16 protein-coding genes and 1 pseudogene are annotated in these 14,634 nt (G+C 67.1%); 1 reads left to right on the top strand and 16 read right to left on the bottom strand.

Annotation, left to right across the window (positions count from 1 at the left end):
* Positions 1-2: 2 nt before the first annotated feature.
* The 12 genes and pseudogenes from murJ to ffh all read right to left on the bottom strand — a co-directional run bounded on the left by murJ (position 3) and on the right by ffh (position 9,353).
* Positions 3-1,565 carry a murein biosynthesis integral membrane protein MurJ gene (gene murJ, locus C725_RS03265; RefSeq protein ID WP_008600135.1) on the bottom strand — a complete coding sequence of 521 codons (1,563 nt, stop codon included), beginning with the start codon at positions 1,563-1,565 and terminating at the stop codon, positions 3-5.
* 504 nt (positions 1,566-2,069) lie between these two features.
* Positions 2,070-2,432 (bottom strand): annotated as a pseudogene (rplS, locus tag C725_RS03260) (50S ribosomal protein L19); the annotation flags it as partial.
* Position 2,433: 1 nt separating this feature from the next.
* Complete coding sequence (gene trmD / locus C725_RS03255) at positions 2,434-3,174, bottom strand: tRNA (guanosine(37)-N1)-methyltransferase TrmD (protein ID WP_008600130.1); 741 nt, start codon at positions 3,172-3,174, stop codon at positions 2,434-2,436.
* Positions 3,171-3,551, bottom strand: coding sequence for a PIN domain-containing protein (locus C725_RS03250; protein WP_038281405.1), 381 nt, complete (start codon positions 3,549-3,551; stop codon positions 3,171-3,173). Before C725_RS03250 ends, trmD begins: the two co-directional genes overlap by 4 nt.
* 3 nt (positions 3,552-3,554) lie before the next feature.
* Positions 3,555-3,812 carry an AbrB/MazE/SpoVT family DNA-binding domain-containing protein gene (locus C725_RS03245; RefSeq protein WP_008600128.1) on the bottom strand — a complete coding sequence of 86 codons (258 nt, stop codon included), beginning with the start codon at positions 3,810-3,812 and terminating at the stop codon, positions 3,555-3,557.
* 157 nt (positions 3,813-3,969) lie between these two features.
* Positions 3,970-4,875 carry a 30S ribosomal protein S6--L-glutamate ligase gene (rimK, locus tag C725_RS03240; protein WP_008600127.1) on the bottom strand — a complete coding sequence of 302 codons (906 nt, stop codon included), beginning with the start codon at positions 4,873-4,875 and terminating at the stop codon, positions 3,970-3,972.
* Complete coding sequence (locus C725_RS03235) at positions 4,872-5,387, bottom strand: ATP-dependent zinc protease family protein (protein ID WP_008600126.1); 516 nt, start codon at positions 5,385-5,387, stop codon at positions 4,872-4,874. The genes rimK and C725_RS03235 overlap by 4 nt, the downstream gene beginning before the upstream one ends.
* Positions 5,384-5,878, bottom strand: coding sequence for a hypothetical protein (locus tag C725_RS03230; protein ID WP_008600125.1), 495 nt, complete (start codon positions 5,876-5,878; stop codon positions 5,384-5,386). Before C725_RS03230 ends, C725_RS03235 begins: the two co-directional genes overlap by 4 nt.
* A gap of 5 nt (positions 5,879-5,883) precedes the next feature.
* Positions 5,884-6,711: a DUF5818 domain-containing protein gene (locus C725_RS03225; protein WP_149864522.1), complete on the bottom strand. Its 828-nt coding sequence runs from the start codon at positions 6,709-6,711 to the stop codon at positions 5,884-5,886.
* A 117-nt stretch (positions 6,712-6,828) separates the two neighbouring features.
* Positions 6,829-7,326, bottom strand: a complete 498-nt coding sequence (gene rimM / locus C725_RS03220; protein ID WP_008600122.1) for a ribosome maturation factor RimM — start codon at positions 7,324-7,326, stop codon at positions 6,829-6,831.
* A gap of 30 nt (positions 7,327-7,356) precedes the next feature.
* Positions 7,357-7,812, bottom strand: coding sequence for a 30S ribosomal protein S16 (gene rpsP, locus C725_RS03215; RefSeq protein WP_008600121.1), 456 nt, complete (start codon positions 7,810-7,812; stop codon positions 7,357-7,359).
* Positions 7,813-7,904: 92 nt separating this feature from the next.
* Complete coding sequence (gene ffh / locus C725_RS03210) at positions 7,905-9,353, bottom strand: signal recognition particle protein (RefSeq protein ID WP_008600120.1); 1,449 nt, start codon at positions 9,351-9,353, stop codon at positions 7,905-7,907.
* 337 nt (positions 9,354-9,690) lie between these two features.
* On the opposite strand from ffh, the gene C725_RS03205 reads away from it, so the two are divergent.
* A complete protein-coding gene (locus C725_RS03205; RefSeq protein ID WP_008600119.1) occupies positions 9,691-10,296 on the top strand; it encodes a hypothetical protein in 606 nt (201 codons plus the stop codon).
* A 70-nt stretch (positions 10,297-10,366) separates the two neighbouring features.
* On the opposite strand, the gene bla is transcribed toward C725_RS03205, so the two are convergent.
* The 4 genes from bla to C725_RS03185 form a co-directional block, all read right to left on the bottom strand.
* Positions 10,367-11,146: a subclass B1 metallo-beta-lactamase gene (gene bla / locus C725_RS03200; protein ID WP_008600118.1), complete on the bottom strand. Its 780-nt coding sequence runs from the start codon at positions 11,144-11,146 to the stop codon at positions 10,367-10,369.
* A 150-nt stretch (positions 11,147-11,296) separates the two neighbouring features.
* A complete protein-coding gene (locus tag C725_RS03195) occupies positions 11,297-12,379 on the bottom strand; it encodes a DUF5694 domain-containing protein (RefSeq protein WP_008600116.1) in 1,083 nt (360 codons plus the stop codon).
* Positions 12,380-12,488: 109 nt separating this feature from the next.
* Positions 12,489-14,123 carry a thiamine pyrophosphate-dependent enzyme gene (locus C725_RS03190; RefSeq protein WP_008600115.1) on the bottom strand — a complete coding sequence of 545 codons (1,635 nt, stop codon included), beginning with the start codon at positions 14,121-14,123 and terminating at the stop codon, positions 12,489-12,491.
* A gap of 190 nt (positions 14,124-14,313) precedes the next feature.
* Positions 14,314-14,622, bottom strand: a complete 309-nt coding sequence (locus C725_RS03185) for a hypothetical protein (RefSeq protein ID WP_160165707.1) — start codon at positions 14,620-14,622, stop codon at positions 14,314-14,316.
* Positions 14,623-14,634 lie beyond the last annotated feature (12 nt).

The following is a 14,634-nucleotide window of genomic DNA, read 5'->3' as shown; positions in this document are numbered from 1 at the left end:
CGCTAGGCCGCGGGCCGGCGGAAGCGGGCGATCTGATCCCGGTCGAATCCGCGCAGCGCCCACAGCGCCGCGAAGTATAGCGCCGCGCCGGGCAGGATCAGCGCGGCGATGCTCCACACCCGCTCGAACACATTGCCGCCGAAGTGCGGGGCCAGCGGCACGGCGAGCCACCAGAGAAGGGCGGCCATCAGCGCGGCGGCCAGGATCTGCTTGCCGATGCGCAGCGCCGAGGGGGCGGTCAGGTGGAACTGGCCGCGGCGATGAAGGCCGGCATAGAGCAGCGCCACATTCAGCCACGCCGCCGCCGCGCTGGCGATGACCAGGCCGACAATGTCGAACCGCTCGATCAGGAGGAGGATCAGCGCGATGTTGGCGATGAGCGCCGCGAGCGCGGTGTAGACTGGCGTTTTCGTGTCGCCGCGCGCGAAATAGCCGGGCGTGAACACCTTTATGAGGACATAGGCGGGCAGGCCGACTGCGAGGCCCGCCATGACGTCGGCGGTGATCGCCGCATCGGCGGCGTCGAAGCGGCCGCCGAGGAAAAAGGCCCTCGTCAGTGCATCGCGGCACATCATCAGGCCGGCGGCGGAGGGGATGGTGAGAAGCATGGAAAGCTCCAGCGCCGTTCCCATCAGACGCTGCGCGCCGTCCGCATCGCCGCGACCGACGAGGCGGGACAGGGCCGGGAGGATGGCGGTGCCGAGCGCAATGCCGATGACGCCGAGCGGAAGCTGGTTCAGCCGGTCGGCATAGTTGAGGAAGCTCATCGCCCCCTCCTGCAGCCGGGTGGCGAAGAACACGTCGATAAGCTGGGAGATCTGGTAAATGCCGGCGCCGAAGGTGGCGGGAAGGATGATGCGCAGAAGGCGCCGAACCTGCGGCGTCATGCGCGGCGGCAGCAGGCGCAGCTCTATGCCGGCGCGGCGCACGGCGAGCAGCAGCCAGACGAACTGGAAGACGCCTGCCACCGCGACGGCGACGGAGAGCGCGCGCGCCGTTCCGAAATTGTCCCCCGTATCCGTGCTGCCGAAGAAGACGATGGCGGCGATCAGACAGATGTTGAGCAGGATGGGCGCGGCGGCGGCCTCGGCAAAGCGGCTCATGGAATTGAGGATGCCGGCAAGGAGCGAGACGAGGCTGACGAGGAGGAGGTAGACGAAGGTGAGACGGCTGAGCGCGACGGTCAGCTCGAACTTGCCCGGCACCTCCCGGTAGGCGCCGGCCATCGCCTCGACGATCCAAGGCATGAAGATTTCCGCGACCGCCGTGAACAGGAAGAGGATCGGCAGGAACACGGACAGCACCTGAGTCGAGAAGCGGATGGCCGCCTCGCGCCCGCCCTCACCGTGCAGTTCCGTCGAGAACATGGGCACGAAGGCGGCGGAAAACGCGCCCTCCGCGAACAGGCGGCGAAAAATGTTCGGCAGCTTGAAGGCGACGAAAAAGGCATCCGCGCCGGTGCCCGCGCCAAGGAGGCGCGACAGCAGCATGTCGCGGGCAAAGCCGAAGACGCGGCTGACGAGCGTCAGGCCGCCGATGGTGCCGACATTTTTGACAAGGGACATGGGCGCGCGGGTCTTTCGGGAACCAGTCTGGCGAAGCGGCGACCTCTAGCGGCTCCGCGCGCGGGTTTGAAGCTGGGTTGGGGATGCGGGCGGCAAGTGGGGCGCGAACGCCCAAGACCGCTTCAGCAGAGGCCTCGTGCACAATCGCAATCGTGCCCCGCTGCCGACACCCGAGACCTGAGCAGCGGGCGCGGGACCGTATGGTGACGAGGAACGAATGAACGCTTTACGTCTCTCGCCTGGCGCCCTCCCGGGAACGGGGGCCTTGCAGGCGCATGCCTTTGGCGCCGCCAAGCGCAACAGTCCATAAACAGAAAGGCCCCGGTGCGCGGGTGCGCAGCCGGGGCCGTATCCTGTCGGTATGGCGCCGAGCGCTTATTCGGCCTGCGCTTCCTTTGCCGCCTCTTCCTTCACCACCTCGGGCGCGTCGGCGTCGGGGACGACGGAACCGGTCTTGCCGGCTTCGGGGGTCGGGGCCTCGGCGGCGTTCGCCGGCGCGTCCTTCTGCACCATGCGCCGCTCTGCGATACGCGCGGACTTACCGCTGCGCTCACGCAGATAGTAGAGCTTGGCGCGGCGCACGACGCCGCGGCGGCGCAGCTCGATGGAGGCGACGATGGGGCTGTAGAGCGGGAAGACGCGCTCAACGCCCTCGCCGAACGACACCTTGCGCACGGTGAAGTTGGAGTTGATGCCCCGATTGGAGCGGGCGATCACGACGCCCTCGAAATACTGGATGCGCTCGCGCGTGCCCTCGACGACGCGGACGCCGATGCGAACCGTATCACCGGCGCGGAAATCGGGAATGTCCTTCTGGCCGGCGAACTTCTCGACCTGTTCGGCCTCGATCTGCTGGATGAGATTCATCTCACTCGTCTTTCTTCTCTCGCTGCGCGCCAGAGGGCGATCGGTCCCGAGCGCCCTCATGACGCTCCCAAAGGTCCGGTCGCCGTAACCGTGTGATGGCCTCGGCCTGGCTCTTTCGCCATGCCTCGATCCTCGCATGATCCCCCGATCGCAGCACTTCAGGGATCGTGCGCCCTTCCCACTCCTGAGGTCGGGTGTAGTGCGGGTATTCCAGAAGGCCGGTCTCGAACGACTCGTCTTCTCCACTCGCGGCCGCGCCCATTACGCCGGGAATCAGCCGAATGCAAGCGTCGAGCAGGGTAAGCGCCGCCATCTCGCCGCCCGACAGGATATAGTCGCCGATGGAGATTTCCTCGATGGGCCGGGCGTCGAGCAGGCGCTGGTCGATTCCCTCGAACCGGCCGCAGAGGATGCTGACGCCCGGCCCGGCGGCGAGGGTGCGCACGCGGGCCTGGGTGAGGGGCGCGCCGCGCGGGCTCATGTAGAGAAGCGGCGCGTCGGGGCGGGCTGCGAGTGCATGGTCCACCGCCCGGGCAAGAACGTCGGCGCGCATCACCATGCCCGCGCCGCCGCCCGCCGGCGTGTCGTCGACGGACTTGTGTCGGTCCTCGGCAAAATCGCGGATCTGTACCGTGTCCAGAGACCAGCGTTTCTCGCCGAGCGCGCGCCCCGCCATCGATTGTCCCAGCGGGCCGGGAAACATGTCCGGGTAGAGGGTGAGGACGGTGGCGGCGAAGGTCATACGGTCCAGTCTTCGGTCGAAAGCCCGCGTATATTGCCGAAATGCCGGGCATTCTTCGTGACGAGAACCGCGCCGGCGGCGACGGCATGGGCGGCGATCAGGCGATCGTAGCTGCCGCGGGCAAAAGGCAAGGCACCATAGGCCGCCGCCTCTCGCTCTCCAAAGGGCAGAAGCTCGATATCGAACAGGAAATTCATGAGCGCCTCGTCAGATGGACCAAAGCCGCGCGCCATCCCGACGCGCAGTTCGGCAAGGACGATACTGCTGATCGCCAGATCACCGGCCCGGGTGTTCCCCACACGCTGGGTCAATCGGAGATGGCTGCCGGCGAAAAGATAGATGCAGCAGTTCGTGTCGAGATGATAACGGGCAGCCAGCGCCTAGCTCCGTTCCGTCGCCGGCCAGTCCCGCTCAGCCTCTTCGAACGTCCCCTCGTCCGGCGAGCGGGGACGCATGTCGGGCGCCGTTCCTGCGAAGCCACTCGTATCGATCTTTCGTCCTCGGCGTAGAAGGCGGATCTGATCGCCGACGCGCTTCAGTTCATATTCGTGGCCCGCTTCGAGACCGAATTCCTTGGGAATGCGGACGGCGAGAGAGTTGCCGGATTTGAAGATCCGGGTGATTGCGAAGTCGATCATGACGCGCCCTCCTGTGTATACGACGTATATACAGTGCGGCCCGCCGATGCGCCAGGGGTGAGGCGCTGAGGAGGGGCATCTCCGCTGAGGAGTGGATTCCTGCCTTCGCAGTAATGACGGGAGGGAGGTAGGGCAGAGGGCGTGAAGTCTGCTGTCGTTACCCCTTGCCCTTTGTCGCGGTTTTCCCTTCCTTGGCGTGGGCGGCGATGTAGTCGATGATTTGGCCGGCGATGTCCTTGCCCGTCGCGCCCTCTATGCCCTCGAGGCCGGGGGAGGAGTTCACCTCCATGATGACGGGGCCGTGATTCGAGCGCAGCATGTCGACGCCGCAGACGTTGAGGCCCATTTTCTTGGCCGCGCGGATGGCGGTGGAGCGTTCCTCTGGCGTGATCTTCACCATTTTGGCGGTGCCGCCGCGGTGGAGGTTGGAGCGGAAATCGCCCTCCGCGCCCGTGCGCTGCATGGCGCCGACGACCTTGCCGCCAACGACGAAGGCGCGGATGTCCGTGGCGCTCGCCTCCTTGATGAATTCCTGCACGAGGACGGAGACGTTCGCGCCGCGAAACGCCTCGATGACGGAGCGGGCGGACTTTTCCGTTTCGCCGAGGACGACGCCGATGCCCTGCGTCCCCTCGAGCAGCTTGATGACGACGGGCGCGCCGCCGGCGATCTTCAGCACCTCGTCCGTCTGTTTCGGATCGTGCGCGAAGGCGGTGACGGGCAGGCCGAGGCCGGCGCGCGCGAAGATCTGCAGGCTGCGCAGCTTGTCACGGCTGCGGCCGATGGCGACGCTCTCATTGAGCGGCCAGACGCCCATCATTTCGAACTGGCGCAGCACGGCGAGGCCGTACTGGGTGATCGAGGCGCCGATGCGGGGGATGACCGCATCATAGCCCGTCAGCGCCTTGCCGTCGTAGAATGCCTGCGGCCGGTGCGAGGTGATGTTCATGTAGACGCGCAGCGTGTTGACGATGTCGAGCGTGTGGCCGCGCTGCTCCGCCGCCTCCACCAGCCGCTTGTGCGAGTAGAGATTGGCATTGCGGGCAAGCATCAACAATTTCATGGCGCCGCGCCTCCTTCGCGCTCGGCATTCGGGGAACCGGCCTTTGCGGTATCCTTGTAGGGGCCGCCGCCTTGCAAATAGGATTTCGAAACGTCGACGAGATAGCGGCGACGGAGCGCGGTGCGTCCCAGCAGCATGGCATATCCCATTTGCGCCCGGTTCGTCAGCGTCACCTGCGCTTCGAAGGTTTGCGTGCCGATTTCAAGCATCGTTTTGATGACGAAGCGCTTTTGCGTTTGCCCGTTGGAACTCTTCACTTTTTTGACGCCGACGAGGGGCGCTTCGACGCGAACGGCCGGCCGGCCGCGGCGCGCCGGAACGGTGAAGCGAATCCACTGGCGGCCGTCCTTTTCGAAATGGTGCATGCGCGCGGCGTGAAGCGCGCTGGTGCGCGCGCCGGTATCGACCTTCGCGCGCACGAAGGGAATACCGAGAGCGGGAAAGCCGACCTGCTCGATCCGGCCCACGAGCGGCAGGGGGCGGCCGGGCGCGTTGCGGTCGGTCTCGCTCACTCCGCGCCGCCCGTCGGTGCGGCGTCTGCTTGGGGGGCGCATTTCATGAAGGTGACCCCCCCCTCGAAAATATTGCGGCTGCCGAGTACGGCGAGGCCATCGGACGGTGCGTCGATGAGAAGGCCGCCCGCCTGCAGGGAAACGGGCAGGATGCGCTCGGGGTCGACGAAGCGGATGTCCGGCCCCGCCTCCAGCCGCAGTCGGCCGGTCCGGGTCCAGCCGTTGAACTCCGCACGCACGGCGAGGCCGCGTTCGGCCGAACTTTCATCTTCGGCGATGGTGAAATCGGGCTCCGCGCAGCGCCCACCGGGGGAAGACCATGCGCCGGTCAGCTGTTGCGGCTCCAGCGCGTCCACAGGGACAAAGGCTTCGCCGTCGCTGTCGAGGACAACGGGGGCCGGGGGGGAACCGTCGCAGCCCGCCAGCAGTGCGGCGCCGCCGACGACAGCCGCTCCGCACGCTGCGCGAAAGGAATGGCGGGGCCGGCGCACGCTCCTCACCCCGCGGGGCATTTCTCGAAGGTGCGGCCCGCGCCCAGAACCATCTCTCCGCCAAGCTCGATCGTGCCGCCGGCGGGCGGGGTGACATTGATGTCGTCCGTGCCGCTGGGCTCGATGGCGGCGGACATCATGCCGCCATCGAGGCGGATGGAAGGCGCCGGGCCGAGGTCGACGGTGCCGGTTTTCGTCTCGCCGCGAATGTCCGTCGTCAATCGAGGCGCGGCGCCGCCATCGCTCTCGGTGATGGTGAAGGCGGGCTCCGCGCAGTCGCCGCCGGAGGCGATCCACCGTCCGGCGAGTTTGCGTCCGGTGAGCGCGAGGCGCATCGGCGCGTCGGCCGACATCTCGTCGTCGCCGGACAGTTCCTCGATGCTCAGGGGGACGAGCGTGCCCTCCCCCTGCATGCAGAAGCTGGCGCGGGCAATTTCGCCCTCTACATGCAGGCGGGCGCCGTCCTCATAGCTCCGTTCTCCGCCAAGGGCGTAGACGGTGCCGTCAGGCGTCTCGATGATCGGGCATTCCGCGCCCGTGGATACGCGCCCCTCCACCGAAATGAGGCGCTGCGCGCCGGCCGGGGCGGCGTTGGCGTCACCGTCGTCATTGCCGGCGGCCCCTGGGGCATCGGCCTCAACCGGGGGAGGCGACGCGTCCGCAGAGGGGCTGTCCTCGAAGTTCGGCGGCTCGCGATCCTCCACCTTCTCGCCGCTGCACGCGGCAAGAAGGAGGGCCGAGGATGCGCAGGCGATCAGGGTGTGCCGGACAGGGGGGAGCGGGGCGGACGGTGTGGATAAGGGCGCACGAAAAAGGGGCGTCATCCTCGACATTCGGACTGTCTCCATTCGGCGGATCGAAACATGGGGCACGCGCACCCTATAACCGGAAAGGGCGGCGCAGGGTTTCATGACAAAAGGCGGGCATCGTGGCCATCCGGCCAGCCGGGATCAGGCGAGAAAGTCGGGGTCGACGCGCAGATCGGGATCTGTCTCCGGCACCGCCTCCTTCGTGAAGGGCACCAGGCTGCGGCGTCCGTCCGCCGCCTCGATATCGAGCAGATCGGTGGCGCCGTAATTTTCGACGCCGACGACACGGCCGAGCGGCGCGCCGTCGAGATCGAGAACGGCGCGTCCGACGAGGTCGGTGATGTAGATCTCGTCCGGCCCCGGTGAGGGCAGGGCGCTTCGAGGGACGGTCAGCTGGGTGCCGCGAAGCGCTTCGGCCGCGTCCCTGTCCGTGATGCCCTCGAAACGCGCGACGAGTGATTTGCCGGCCTGCTTCAACCCCTTGAGGACGAGCGTGCGGCCGGCGGCGTCGAACCGCTGATGCCGGCGCAGGCTGTCGACGCCTTCGGCGAACAGCTTCAGGCGCACCTCTCCGCCAACGCCATGCGCGCCGGCGATGGCGGCGAGCATGACGGGCGGGTCGGAACGGTCGTCACTCATAGGGGCGCGGTTCGCCGGAGCGATGCCGGATTATTCGGCCTTCTCGGCGCCTTCGTCGGGAGCGGTCTCTTCGCTGCCCTCGGCCGGTTCGACCTGAGGCGGTGCGGATTCAGCCTCGGCCTTCGCGGCCTCCTCGGCTTCCTTGCGCTCGGCTTCCTTGGCGGCGCGCTCCTCGAGGCGGGCCTTCGCGTTGGCGCCCGGCTCACCCTTTTTCGGGTTGTTCTTCGCCTCACGCTTGTAAAGGCCGGCGGCGTCCAGGAAGCGGGCGACGCGGTCGGACGGCACGGCCCCGACGGACAGCCAGTGCTGCGCGCGCTCCGTATCGATCTTCACGCGCTCCTCGGAATCCTTCGGCAGCAGCGGATTGTAGCTGCCGACACGCTCCAGATACTTGCCGTCGCGCGCGGCGCGCTTGTCGGCAACGACGATGCGATAATAGGGGCGCTTCTTCGCACCGCCGCGGGAAAGCCTCATTACGACTGCCATGATATTCTTCCTTGTTTGTGTCTGATCTGTCTTGAAACCGGCGGGGTGCCGGGGTTCTGGTAATGTCGTGAACTCCGGAAGGCGGGGACGTCCTACCTGCCGAACTTGTCGAAACCGGGCGGCAGCTTCGGCATGCCGCCGGCGCCGGTGGGAAGCTCCGGCATGTCGCCGCCCATGCCGCCCATTCCGCCCATGCCGCCGCCGCCCATGCCCAGCATCTTCGCGAAGCCCTTCAGACCGCCCATCTTCTTGATCTTCTTCATGGCGGTCGACATTTCCTTGTGCATCTTTATCAATTTGTTGACTTCCTGCACGGTTGTGCCGGCGCCGTTGGCGATGCGGATCTTGCGCTTTGCGTTGAGGAGCTGCGGGCGAGAGCGCTCCTTCGGCGTCATGGAGTTGATGATGGCGACGTTCCGGCGCAGCATGGTGTCGTCGGCGCCGGCCTTTTCCGCCTGCGCGCGCATCTTGCCGAGGCCGGGCATCATGCCCATCAGCGCGCCCATGCCGCCCATCTTCTGCATCTGCGTCAGCTGCTGGCGCAGGTCGTTCATGTCGAATTCGCCCTTGGCGAATTTCGCGGCCATCTTCTCGGCCTCTTCGGCCTCGACGACCTGACTGGCTTTCTCGACCAGGCTGACGACATCGCCCATGCCGAGGATGCGGCTGGCGACGCGCGACGGATCGAAGGCATCGAGAGCGTCGACCTTCTCGCCCGTGCCGATGAACTTGATGGGGCGGCCAGTGACGGCGCGCATGGAAAGCGCCGCGCCGCCGCGTGCATCGCCGTCCATGCGGGTGAGGACTACGCCGGACAGTGGCACCTGCTGCGTGAAGCTGGTGGCGACGTTGACGGCGTCCTGACCGGTCAGCGCATCGACGACGAGCAGGGTTTCGGCGGGCCGGGCGACCTCTCCGACGGCCTGCATCTCGGCCATCAGCGGCTGATCGACGTGCAGGCGGCCGGCCGTGTCGAGCATGAGCACGTCGAAACCCTGCAGCTTCGCCGACTGAAGGGCGCGGCGGGCAATGTCGACGGGCTGCTGCCCCTCCACGATGGGGAGGGTCGGCACCTCGACCTGCTCTCCGAGCACGCGAAGCTGCTCCTGCGCGGCCGGACGATTGACGTCGAGCGAGGCCATCAGGACCTTCTTGCCGTCCTTCGTCCTCAACCGGCGGGCGATCTTCGCCGTGGTCGTGGTCTTGCCGGACCCCTGCAGGCCGACCATCATGATGACGGCGGGCGGGCTGACGGAGAGATGCAGGTCTTCCTGCTCCCCGCCCAGCATGGCGGTCAGCTCGTCGCTGACGATCTTCACGACCTGCTGTCCCGGCGTCACGGACTTCGTAACCTCGGCGCCGATAGCGCGCTGGGTGACGTTTTCGATGAAGTCCTTGGCGACGGGCAGGGCGACGTCGGCCTCGAGCAGCGCGATCCGGACTTCCCGCATGGCCGCGCGCACGTCCGCCTCGGTCAGCGCGCCGCGCCCCCTTAGCTTGTCGAATACGCCGCCAAGGCGGTCGGAAAGGCTCTCGAACAAATCAACGTCTCCAGTTCGCTTTCGAGAGGCGGGCCCAACGCAAAAAACGCCGGCGGGCGAGTCTTCGCTGGCCGGCGGCGCGTTCCGAATGGAGCGGAAGGCGTCAGATCACATGGGTCGCTTCACGTGTAAGCGCGGCAGCACATAGATCGCGCGCAGCATCAGGTCAAGGCGGCGGCTTGCCGTGTTGCGCGCAGGCAACACTATCTTCCCGATCTTCGGATTGCAGGAAACCGCACGATGAAGCCTTCGTTATCCATGCTGTTCGTGCGGCCCGGCGAAGGCGCCGGCCGCCTCCCCGCGAACAAGTAGATTAGTTGCTTAAGGATTTGCCTACATGTTCAAGAAATCCATTCTGGCGGCCGTTGCCGCCTGTGCCCTTCCGCTTGCCGCCCAGGCCCAGGATGTCGAAGCCCCCGACGGCAGCGAAGGTTTCGGTTTTGAACCGTACATCGCAATCGGTGGCGGTTATCACGACTTCGATCGCAATGACGACGATATCGAACGCTTCCGTGGCGGCGCCGAGGGCGCGTTCATCAACGGTACGGTCGGTGCGAATGTGCCGCTGGGTCCGGTCTTCGTCGGTGCCGAGGGCTTTGGGTCGTACGGCTTCAGCGATATCGACTGGGAATATGGCGCAGCCGGCCGCTTCGGCGTTCGCGTCGGCGACAGCGGCATGTTCTTCGGCCGCGTCGGTTATATGTGGATCGAGGGTGAGAACGACCCGGGCGACGATTTCATCGACACCGACCCCGACGATGGTTCCGAAAGCGCCTATGATGCCGACGGCATGCTCTACGGTATCGGCGTCGAGGTCGGCCCGCAGGACATCGGCCTGGGCGGCATCACCGGCAACAGCGGCGTGCGCCTGCGCCTGGGCGTCGACACGTTCGACGATTTCGAATCGCTGCGTCCGAACGCAGCCGTCGTGATGCACTTCTAAGACAAAAGGGGTGGGAGGCGGCCCTGCGCCGCTTCCCGCAAAATCCGGCTTTCGAAAGGCCGTCGCTGCCCTACCGGGTCGCGGCGGCCTTTTTCGCAAGAGCGACCGTGTGGGCAATAAGATCGCGTCCCCCGGGGTCGCCATGGCTCGGGACGATCGTTCCGGCGTCTTCGAAACGCCAGCCCACCCGCTCTGCCGAGGCGGCCCATTCCGGAACGTCGGCGTCGGCCGTGTTGCCGAGATCGGTCGCATCGCCGGGACGGATCAGGCAGCCGCCGAAGACGATGCCCTGCCCCCTGATTCCGAGCACGAGGTTTCCGCGCGTGTGGCCGGCACCGGGATACATGACCTCCACCCCCGACCAGACCATGCTGCTGTCGCCGGGGTTCAGGAACAGACCCGTTTCCGCGGGTTCCAGCCCCCGCGCCGGCGCATCCTCGTTCGCGAGATTGTGCGCGAAGGTGCGGACGCCCCGTGCCTTCAGAACCGGAACGCCGCCCATCTTGTCGGAATGGGCGTGCGTCAGGACCGCTTCGGTGACGGTCAGGTCGTGCGCGTCCGCCCAGTCCAGGATTTCCGCCGTCTGGTCGTCGTTCCAGCCCGTGTCGACCAGCAAGACGGTGTCGCCCGTCCGGACGATCAGCCCGTGCGAGGGGACCGCCGCCCCGCCGATCCGTTCATAGCTGGTGTGCATCCACACCCCGTCCGCCAGCGGCTCGACCCGAACGGGGGGAACGGCCTCCGCCGTGGCGGCCGTATCCGCAGCGGCCGTTGACACATCGTCGCCGGGCCCCGTGCAGCCGGCCACGAGGGCCAGGGCGGCGAGCGAGAGGGGAAGGGCGCGTGGCATGGGCGGGGCTTTCTATGAGGGGCGGCGATGACGACCTCGTACTCGATCCCGTCCGCATCGTGAACGGAGAAGCGTCGCCCGGGATCACGCCGTTCGGCTCAGTTCAGCCGGAATACAGCCCCGCCACCCGACCCCGCGTGTCACGGCGGTTCATCGGAGCAAGGGCATTACATCGACGAGTTCGACGTCGCGCATCTGGTTCAGATACGCCTCGTAATAGCCCTTGTGCGACGCGCCCACGATGGCAAGCATCCGGGTTCCGGGCTGCCGGCCGAGCACCTCCCGCATATTGGCGACCATGCGCAGGTTCCTGGTTTCCCAATAGGAGACATATCGTCTGCCATAGGCCTGCGGAGAGGGTTCGGTGAGAGCGGCGCCCCAATCCGATTGGTAGGCCTCTGCCGCATAGGACGGCGCGTTGTATGCGCGGTATATTTGCAGGAGGCCGCCGGGCTCTCCGATTTTCCGTTCCAGAGCCTCCGCTCGCGCCAGGCGCGTCTCCGTCGCCGGAGTGTCCCAGGCGGAGGACAGGGCGGCACCGTAAGCGTCCTCGTCCTGCAACGGGCCCATATAGGTCGATTGATCGTCCACGCTCCAGACCCGCTCCAGCCCGGAGCGTGCAGCGACACGCGCGGCAATCAGATCGGTTTCGTTCTTCCTGGCGATTCGCTTATCAAGCTCGCTCGCCAGTTCGGGCGTCAGGGCGCCATCGGCCCTCCGCTCCTCATCGGGCAAGCGAAGCCATTGAACCAGTGCCGACGCCGGCTCCCCCGCCGCCAGAAAGACGACTGCGAGCCGACGACGCATCTGCGGTGTCGGTTCTTGCGGCCAATCCGCGAGCGTCTGCTCCGCCTCCGCGGTCGCAGCCGGTACATTCAGCCCGGTCGCTCTATTGGCGTCCGCGGTGTCGAAACAGTAACTCAGATCGTCGCTGTCGTATCGTGCGGGCTGACGCCGCATGGCATCACATAGAAGGCCCGCATTGGTTTCGGTCGTGACTGCCGTGGGTTTCCAGTCCACGAGCCGGGATACCAGGGGTTCCACCATTCGGGGCTGAAAGCTGTCCGGCATTTGCGACAGGTGCGGTGACCCCAGGACCATGACCCGGTTCGGTTCGCCCACGGGCCGGTCGTTCAGCTCATCGGGCCGGAATGACGGTCGATAATTCTGCGCCGACGAACTCGCGGCGGCCACGGCGGCAATCGCTATCGAAAGGATTGGCAGATACTTCATTTCGGCCGCTCCCTCTGCATCGGCCCGGTTCGGCTAACATGGGAGTGTTAGTCGCGCAATACAGGTAGCGGCGGGCTGGACCGGTCCAGTGCCGCCTGCGCCGCGGCCGTCAGCCGAGACGCCGGCCCGGCGCGATTTCGGCGGGGTCGGTGCGGCAGCAGATGAGGGCGGGGCCGGGCGCGGCGAGCGCCTGATCGAGGACATCCGAAAACGCCTTCGTATCGGTGACGGTAAAGCCGGGTATGCCGAAGCTTTCCGCATAGGCGGCGAAGTCGGGGTTGGTAAGCGCGGTGCCGGACTGGCGGCCGGCGAATTCCCGCTCCTGATGCATGCGGATGGTGCCGAGCTGTCCGTTGTCAACGACGACGAACAGGGTCTTCGCGCCGTAGCGGACGGCGGTGGCGAGTTCGCTGCCCGACATCAGGAAATCGCCGTCGCCCGCCACGCAGACGCTGCGCCCGCCCGTCAGCAGCGCGGCGGCGATCGCGGCGGGGACGCCGTAGCCCATGGCGCCCGATGTCGGGGCAAGCTGCGTTCCCACATGGCGGTGCTGGTGGAACCGGTGCAGCCAGGCGGCGAAATTGCCGGCGCCGTTCGTGAAGACGGTCTCATCGGGCAGGGCCGTGTCCAAAACGGCGATGACGGCGGCCATGTTGACGCCCGCCTGAACCTGCGTCGGCTGCATCCAGGTCTCGTAATCCCGGCGTGCATCCTCCACCCACGACGCGCGTGCGGACCCGTCCAGCATATAGCCAAGCTCCGCCAGCGCATGGGCGGCCAGCCGGCTGGAGGACTGGATGGCGAGGGCGGGGCGGCGCACGTCGGTCAGCGTGTCGGCGTCCGGGTGGATGTGGACCAGTGTCTGCTGCGGTTCCGGGACAGCCGGCAGCGTGTAGCCGAGGCTCGTCACTTCTCCCAACCGGGTGCCGAGCGCGACGATCAGATCGGCGTCCTTCACCCGTTCCACCAGCTTCGGATTGGCGCCGAGGCCCAATTCGCCGGCATAGTGCGAATGGCCATTGTCGAAATGCGCCTTTCGCCGCCACGCGGTCACGACGGGCACGTTCGCGCGCTGGGCGAAGGTGGCGGCATTGGCGCGGTCCTCTGCCGTCCAGCCGGGGCCGCCGAGCCACAGGACCGGCCGCTGGGCGGTCTCCAGCATCTGCGCAAGCCGGCCGATGGCGCCGGCATCGGGTGACGGTTCGGCGGGCTGAGCGGGCCGGGCCAGGGCGGGCTGCGCCTCCGCCAGCAGCAGATCCTCAGGCAGGGTCACGACGACGGGGCCGGGCCGTCCGGAGCGGGCGAGGGCGAAGGCGCGGGCGACCAGCTCTCCGGCGCGTTCGGGCCGGTCGAGCGCGATCACGCCCTTGGCGAAGCTGCCGAAGTAGCGGCCATAATCGATTTCCTGAAACGCCTCCCGCCCGATCATGTCGGTGCCGACATCGCCGACGAACATGACGAGGGGCGTCGAATCCTGAAATGCGGTGTGGATGCCGATGGACGCGTGCGTCGCCCCCGGCCCGCGCGTCACCATGGCGACGCCCGCGCGGCCGCGCAGCTTGCCGTAAGCCTCCGCCATGTTCGCGGCGGCGGCCTCGTGCCGGCAGGTGATTAGCGCGATGTCTTTCTGCGCGTCGTAAAGGGCGTCGAGGACGGCGAGGTAGGATTCGCCCGGCACGCAGAAAACATGGCTCGTTTCTTCTGCGGCGAGGGCGGCGACGATGGTCTGGGCTACGGTCGGCATAGGGATGGGCTATGGCCGAGGCGTGCGCGGGTTTCAATTCGCGAAAGGACGAAGCCTGGTAGGCGGGGTCCCGAATGGGCGGTGCGTTTCCCGAGATGGCCGGATCGAGACGCGGGAACACCCGCAAAGGGAAGGGGCGCCGCGCGTTCGCCCCCCGGCCGCGCGGCGCCCCTGCTGGTCGCGGTACGTCCTATTCGGCAGCGGCGAGCAGGGTCGCGGCCTGCCCCTCGCCGAGCATGTAGTCGACGTCGCGGCCAGCGAACTCGCCCGTCACGCGGCCAGCGCTGGAAACGCGCAGCTTGAAGGTCTCGCCGGTCTGCGGATGCTCGCCATGCAGGTACATGGTGCCCGCGGCGTTGCGGCGCGCGCGCACTTCATAGCCGCTCTGCGGTTCGGTGAAGCTGAAGCGCGTCGTCTCGAGCGGACCGGCCGCAGCGGCGGGAACGGCGGCGGTCAGCAGACTGGCGGCGGTGGCGAGGCCAAGAAAAAAGCTCTTCATCATAGATCCCCT

It is taken from the genome of Pacificimonas flava, assembly GCF_000342165.1.
Classification (GTDB): Bacteria; Pseudomonadota; Alphaproteobacteria; order Sphingomonadales; family Sphingomonadaceae; genus Pacificimonas; species Pacificimonas flava.
Note: the sequence above shows the minus strand (reverse complement) of the source record. Positions and strands in the feature narration are given on the sequence as shown.

Bases quoted from the DNA above. Each gene is read 5' to 3' on its own strand.
- murJ (WP_008600135.1), bottom strand. From the start codon at position 1,565: ATGTCCCTTGTCAAAAATGTCGGCACCATCGGCGGCCTGACGCTCGTC.
- trmD (WP_008600130.1), bottom strand. From the start codon at position 3,174: ATGACCTTCGCCGCCACCGTCCTCACCCTCTACCCGGACATGTTTCCC.
- C725_RS03245 (WP_008600128.1), bottom strand. From the start codon at position 3,812: ATGATCGACTTCGCAATCACCCGGATCTTCAAATCCGGCAACTCTCTC.
- rimK (WP_008600127.1), bottom strand. From the start codon at position 4,875: ATGAAATTGTTGATGCTTGCCCGCAATGCCAATCTCTACTCGCACAAG.
- C725_RS03225 (WP_149864522.1), bottom strand. From the start codon at position 6,711: ATGTCGAGGATGACGCCCCTTTTTCGTGCGCCCTTATCCACACCGTCC.
- rimM (WP_008600122.1), bottom strand. From the start codon at position 7,326: ATGAGTGACGACCGTTCCGACCCGCCCGTCATGCTCGCCGCCATCGCC.
- rpsP (WP_008600121.1), bottom strand. From the start codon at position 7,812: ATGGCAGTCGTAATGAGGCTTTCCCGCGGCGGTGCGAAGAAGCGCCCC.
- C725_RS03205 (WP_008600119.1), top strand. From the start codon at position 9,691: ATGTTCAAGAAATCCATTCTGGCGGCCGTTGCCGCCTGTGCCCTTCCG.
- bla (WP_008600118.1), bottom strand. From the start codon at position 11,146: ATGCCACGCGCCCTTCCCCTCTCGCTCGCCGCCCTGGCCCTCGTGGCC.
- C725_RS03195 (WP_008600116.1), bottom strand. From the start codon at position 12,379: ATGAAGTATCTGCCAATCCTTTCGATAGCGATTGCCGCCGTGGCCGCC.
- C725_RS03190 (WP_008600115.1), bottom strand. From the start codon at position 14,123: ATGCCGACCGTAGCCCAGACCATCGTCGCCGCCCTCGCCGCAGAAGAA.
- C725_RS03185 (WP_160165707.1), bottom strand. From the start codon at position 14,622: ATGAAGAGCTTTTTTCTTGGCCTCGCCACCGCCGCCAGTCTGCTGACC.